Annotated in this window: 3 protein-coding genes; all 3 read right to left on the reverse strand. The window is 46.0% G+C overall.

Annotated elements, in window-relative coordinates; translation table 11 throughout:
• Positions 1 to 313: 313 nt before the first annotated feature.
• Positions 314 to 2,194 carry a lipoxygenase family protein gene (locus AC805_RS20535; protein WP_055077131.1) on the reverse strand — a complete coding sequence of 627 codons (1,881 nt, stop codon included), beginning with the start codon at positions 2,192 to 2,194 and terminating at the stop codon, positions 314 to 316.
• A gap of 214 nt (positions 2,195 to 2,408) precedes the next feature.
• A complete protein-coding gene (locus tag AC805_RS20540) occupies positions 2,409 to 3,098 on the reverse strand; it encodes a response regulator transcription factor (protein WP_055077132.1) in 690 nt (229 codons plus the stop codon).
• A 441-nt stretch (positions 3,099 to 3,539) separates the two neighbouring features.
• Positions 3,540 to 5,093, reverse strand: a complete 1,554-nt coding sequence (locus tag AC805_RS20545; protein WP_055077133.1) for a hypothetical protein — start codon at positions 5,091 to 5,093, stop codon at positions 3,540 to 3,542.
• Positions 5,094 to 5,284 lie beyond the last annotated feature (191 nt).

Consider the following 5,284-nt stretch of genomic DNA (forward strand, 5'->3'; position numbering starts at 1 on the left):
GTATAGCAGTAGCCAGTTATGTTAGGACAAAAAACAAAACCCAGAAGAGTGTTGCGGCGCGAAGCGCCGCAACACTCTTCTGGGTTTTATGTCTTAACTTAGGCTCTTGCGGATAAAAAATGTCCCACCCAGTTATCTAGCTTCGACTCCGCTCAGCCAACGTTGGCTGAGCGGAGTCGAAGCCACAGGTACGTTAATTACTAGCAAGTCCCTTATTTGGCTTAGCTATATTAATTATGCCTAACTAGAAGGAGTTAAATAGATAAGGATGGGCAGCACTTCGTTCTGCCTATCCTTATCTATTTAGCACTACTTAGATATTAATGCTTTGAGGAATCCGTGATGGTTTTAAGTAATTGTAATCAGCAGCCCTAGTCTCATTGCGCGACTTAATTGTAGACTCGATCGCTTTTAACCCATCTTGAAAATCGCGTAAGGGTTGCTGAAGGCGATCGTCGTTGAAATAATCTGAACCATAGTCGCCTAGGGTCGTGTAATAAACAGAGCCCAAAATATAGGTCATGGTCAATTGACTCTTAGCTTGGTCGATGGGCGGTAGCATGGCAAAGAAATCTGCTTCCGTTGCACCAGTGGTTGCCGTTGGTGCGGGAGTATAGCCTGCTAGCGGAATTGCTGGCGTGTAGTCCATCAAATCGCCTTGAGGGAAGTTTACTGCCGCATGTTGGGCGCTGCTGGTAAAGATCAGCAATGTCACCGCATCGACCAAATAATCAAAGGTCTGAATCTGACCATTTTGACCAAAACTCTTGACGCGCCCGCCATCAATCGAGGTAATTTCCTTTGCCCATGCTTGCAGTTCCACATCTCTCATGACATCGGTATCGCTGAAATAATAGATGGATAGATAGTTTTTGACCCAAGTTGCGATCGCTCCCCAGACCAATAAAGCATCATCGCGATAGGGATAATCGGGCAGCATATTGACATCGTCCACTCCCCTCTTTTTCAGGGCTACAGGCAACATCGCTTCATTGAAGTTATAGTTTTCAACGGACTGTGCCGACAGGGTGCGCGAGGAAGCGATCGTTCCCGCTAGTAGACTATCCACGGTTCCACCAGCACTAATCAGTCCCGATTGAGCGGCATCATTGATCGCTAAAGTTCCTTGGAAATGAGGCTTGAGCAGAATGTACAAAGGATGATTGCTGGCAAGTTGGCGATTAGTCGCGATCGCAAAGGGTTCGATAAATAAATGGGTTCTACCTAAATGGCTAATCAGTTCGTGGTAATTGGCATCAGCAATCTGGACAACGGTTTTAGCTAGAAGCCAGTTCGGTTCATCATCAGCCTGACAGACAAAGATGGGATAAGCACTGGGGTCTTGCCCTAATTGAATGGCGATCGGTGTCAAACTCTGCTGTCCTTTGGGAACGGCAAACAATGCCAAAGGTGCATTTATATACTTTTGCGCTCCCTTAGGAAAAGTACCACCCGCGATCGCCGTTAGCTCTGCATAATCAGCCAGATACAAGCGACCTTGTGCTCCAGCCTCAGCGAGAGAGTCCCCCGCTAACACCGTTTGAAATTGATCTTCCGTGAGAGGAAATTTCGCATCTAAGGTCTTGATGCGTTGGATCGTCACAGGGTTAAATCCAGCGACGCGGAGCCTTGCAAACTCGGAATTAGTTGTAAAATTTTGACTGATCTTGGGCAAAGAAATAATCCAAAAAAGATCGTTATATTCCTTAATGTTTGAACCTTCGACGTTGGTGGGTTCGGTCTCTAATAGGGTGGGAATCTCTGACAGCAGACCTATTATTGCGGAATTCGACTGAGCAACGCCAGCTTCAAGTAAACGTTTTGAGAAGTCTTGTTGCCTAGCTTTAGAGGCATTTTTACCCTTTTCACTCAAGAGGAAAGGATTCGCAATATCATTTAATAAAATTTCGATAACTGCCTTTCCTACCAATAAGCCCCAAGACAATGAGAACTGCTCGCCAGTTGGCACTTTTTCGACCATCGGCAAGGGGGCGACATAGGTGTAGTTATATTGATAGAGCTGTCTAGACTGGTTGAGCAGAGCCTGTCGTCGATCGATTTCGGGATCGTTCTGAGGTAATAGGGGATATTTACTTGAAGGCGATCGCCGCAATATTAAATTTGCTAAGTCGGACAACTTAGTCGCAAGGAAATTTAATATTTGGGCAATACCACGCAAAATCGAAGAGATCATGGATGCACCTTAAAATCTGTACATCCATATATAAAACTTTAATGATGTAATTTAGATAAATTTTTTTAAAGGATGAGGGCAGTGCTTTACAGTGCCCTTATCCTACAGCGCTTTGCGCTCAAACCCAAACCAAGGAAATTTTTGAAAGCATTGCTTCGCAATGCTTTCAAAAATTTCCTTGTGGTTCGTTTGATCGATAATTGCTGGTAGTGCTTTACTTGACCAATCCAGCTCTGAGCGCTCTTACGGCTGCCTGAGTGCGATCGTCAGCACATAGCTTATTTAAAATATTACGAACGTGGGTTTTGACCGTTCCAACTGTGATGTAAAGGCGTTCGGCAATTTCTGCATTGCTATTACCATTAACGATCTCAGATAACACCTCTAATTCACGTTCGGTCAGGGGTGTAGCTTCTAGAACCTGTTTGTAGTCAGCTTCGGCAGCATCAATTTCCACAGTAGCCTCGCGGCGGCGCACCTGTTGCAAAACAATGCTGGCGATCGCAGGATCGATCCACGAATTCCCTTCAGCAGTTAATTTCAGTGCCTGAACGAGATTTTCCGAGCTAATATCTTTGATGCAATAGGAATCGGCACCTGCCGCGAAGGCAGCTAATACGATTTCTTGGCTATCGGTAAGGGTCAGGATTAAAACTTTAGTGGCTCTACCTGCTTCGGTGGCGGCCGCCTTAATTTGGCGCGTTACCTCAACACCATCCATATCAGGTAAGCCCAAATCGACGATCGCCACATCAGGCTGTTGACTGTTTACTAAGGCAACGCCTTCTGCACCCGTCGCCGCTTCCCCCACAAACAGAAGCTCTCCTTGCTGTTGCAAAGCGATCTTCATGCCCATGCGGGTCAGGTCATGGTCTTCAATTAGGACAACACGAATCGAACTCATAAGCACTTTTGCAGATTATGCAGGGTCTGTATTGATACCAGAATCTCATAGAAGGGGTAATAAAAACCAAATAAGTAGCTAGGCATAATTACTACAAACCAAAACCCGTAAAGTTGCGCCTCTACGGGGCGCAACTTTACGGGTTTTGATAATTTATTTTGCATAAGCACTTATAGCTGTCGCCAAGTCTAATAGGACATAAACCCCAAGAATTGATTGGCGGTGCTTCGCACCGCCAATCAATTCTTGGGGTTTGATTTGTACTAAGTCAAGTGACTGTAGCTATATACGCACTTATCAAGCACTTATCCAGCACATAATCAGAACCCTTATACCAATTCACGAAAGTGTGACAACACTTTTGTGAATTAAAAACCAAACCCTGTAAGGGTTTTTAAGTTAAGAAATGGCTACGCCATTTCTTAATTTGGTATTACCTCCTTAATTTTTACCAACAACAAAAGACTTATCAATGCTTTGATCGTATTTTGTGCCGCTCTTGGTGATTTGATTGATGACAATGCCATAGCCAACGTTATAATCGGCTTTTAGCCAAGGAGAACAGTATCTGCCAACGGGGAGGGTATAGGTATTGCCATTGACGATCGCACCATCACTGGGCTGCAATTTGGGAGGAATTTTGAAAGTAATGCTGCGCCGTTTGACATAATCGTTTGCCACTACTCCCGTCGCCGATTGTTTGCTAAAGCATTGCACTTCGATCTGGGTATCCTTGAGTAATTCGCGCACATTGCCCCGATCGCTCAAAATTAGTTGGTTATCGTTTCCGACTCCTGAGACACTTTGCACTTGAAATGACTTAACACGGTCGGGGGCAAAGCCTCCTGTAATCTTGACGACTTGCAGGTTGTCGGCGGAGTTGGCAGGCAGAACTTGATATTCTAAGGTTCCTGGCAATTGATACTGGATTTCGGCTGCTTCGTTGCGGACATTAGCGATCGCGCCAATCTCCACGCGATCGATCCCTAATGTTTTTGGTGTTTCTGGTGCTGCCCAGTCAAATCGATAGAATAGTCGTGCGGTATCTTTGAGATAGGTATAGCGATCAGATACATCAGAACTAGCTCGCAGCAGTTTAGTTAAACCATTGCGCTCGACCCAAATATTTTTGATCAGACCGACTTTCTTCCCGATCGCATCGGCTAAGGGAGTGCGATCGCTGATCACCTCCGCAGGAATATCTAAACGCGGTACGAGCGTAATTTTTCCATAACTACCCATCTCGCCATCGCGTCCGTCATTACCATTCTCTCCGTCAAGTCCTCTACGGCAGGAATAGTAGTCAGAGCGAGAAACGCCTTTATAGGTGCGCCGATAGAGCCAATCATCGCGACGATATTCCGATACTCGCGATGATTGGCGATCGTAATCATCGCCTGATCGATAGCATAGCTTCGTATCCTTAGAATAGGATTGCCATTCAGCTTTATCGTCATTAAAAGGACGACGGGTAATTTCCCAATCACAATATTTAATCCGCCATTCCGTTTCTTGGCACTCACATCCCTTTCCACCCAACGCACTACGTCCATTGCGACCGCCTTTGCCGCCCGAATTACGAATTTCTAGCTGCTGAAGGGCGGTGGCATCCGTATAAAAGACCGTCGCGTTTCCACCATTGCCGCCACGCCCCCCATTGCCACCATCGCCGCCACGACCACCCGATGCGCCCACTAACGAATACTCAGGACGATAGGGCTGCTCACACATACTCGCCGATCGCCCAGTTTTACCATCTTGGGCATCATCTCCCATGATCCCTGTGAGATTATAGACCGCAGGTTTGCCATCGAGGATAATTTTGGTGTCTTGACCATCGCGCCCATTGCGCCCATCCTTGCCCCGACTGCCATCTTGCCCTAATTGTCCAAAGGTGGTTTCAGCGATCGCCCCTGCATTAAAGGTCGTACTCACTAGTGGTAAGGTCAGAATTGCGATCGATAAAGTACGAACAAGTAATTGATTGTTCCACATGCCTAAAGCCTTTGAAATTAATTTAACTAATGTGAGTGAGAAGTCCCGCACTCTATCCGTTTACAGGGATGAGTGGCGGGATGAAAACGAATCAGAAAACAAGTTAAGCGACAGTGAATCCATGATAAAAAAGAACTAAGCGGAGTTGAAAAGAGTAGCCGTGGTGGGCGAACTTTCCGTTGTATAAAGGC

The organism is Pseudanabaena sp. 'Roaring Creek', assembly GCF_001402795.1.
Taxonomy (GTDB): Bacteria; Cyanobacteriota; Cyanobacteriia; order Pseudanabaenales; family Pseudanabaenaceae; genus Pseudanabaena.